Here is a 375-nt window from a genome sequence, read left to right as displayed (position 1 = left end):
GTCACGGGCTGCCGGTGATCCCGCGAGTCCGCAGCTCATCGCCTCGAGGCGATGTTTTGCCCGTGGCACGTCGCCTTAGGTGGCGTGCCACACCTGCGCAAGCGGCGGACGGCGGCACAGCAAGGAGGACACCATGAACGCGATGAACGCGATGAATGAGCGTACCGAGGTCTCGGTGCATGAGTTGATGAATGAGGCGACGGAGTGGTTGCAGTATGCGCAGCGGTTGACCGAGTTCGTGGCGGAGACGATCGGGGAGGTGGATGAGTTGAAGGGCAAGGAGGTGGCTGATGTGCTGACGGTGATCGATGCGTTGATGAGGCGGGGGCTGGATTACGCCGTGCGGGCGCAGACGGAGTTGGTGAGGGAGCAGTT

The 375-nt window shown here is 62.9% G+C and carries 1 protein-coding gene; it reads left to right on the top strand.

Going from position 1 to position 375, the window contains the following annotated elements; translation table 11 throughout:
- Nucleotides 1-133 precede the first annotated feature (133 nt).
- Nucleotides 134-375, top strand: a 242-nt coding sequence (locus ACR9ZH_RS18440; protein WP_481292217.1) for a hypothetical protein, incomplete at its 3' end; no start/stop codon positions are given.

The organism is Luteibacter sp. SVR4-7G (assembly GCF_056755555.1).
This window is presented reverse-complemented; position numbering and strand designations above follow the sequence as displayed.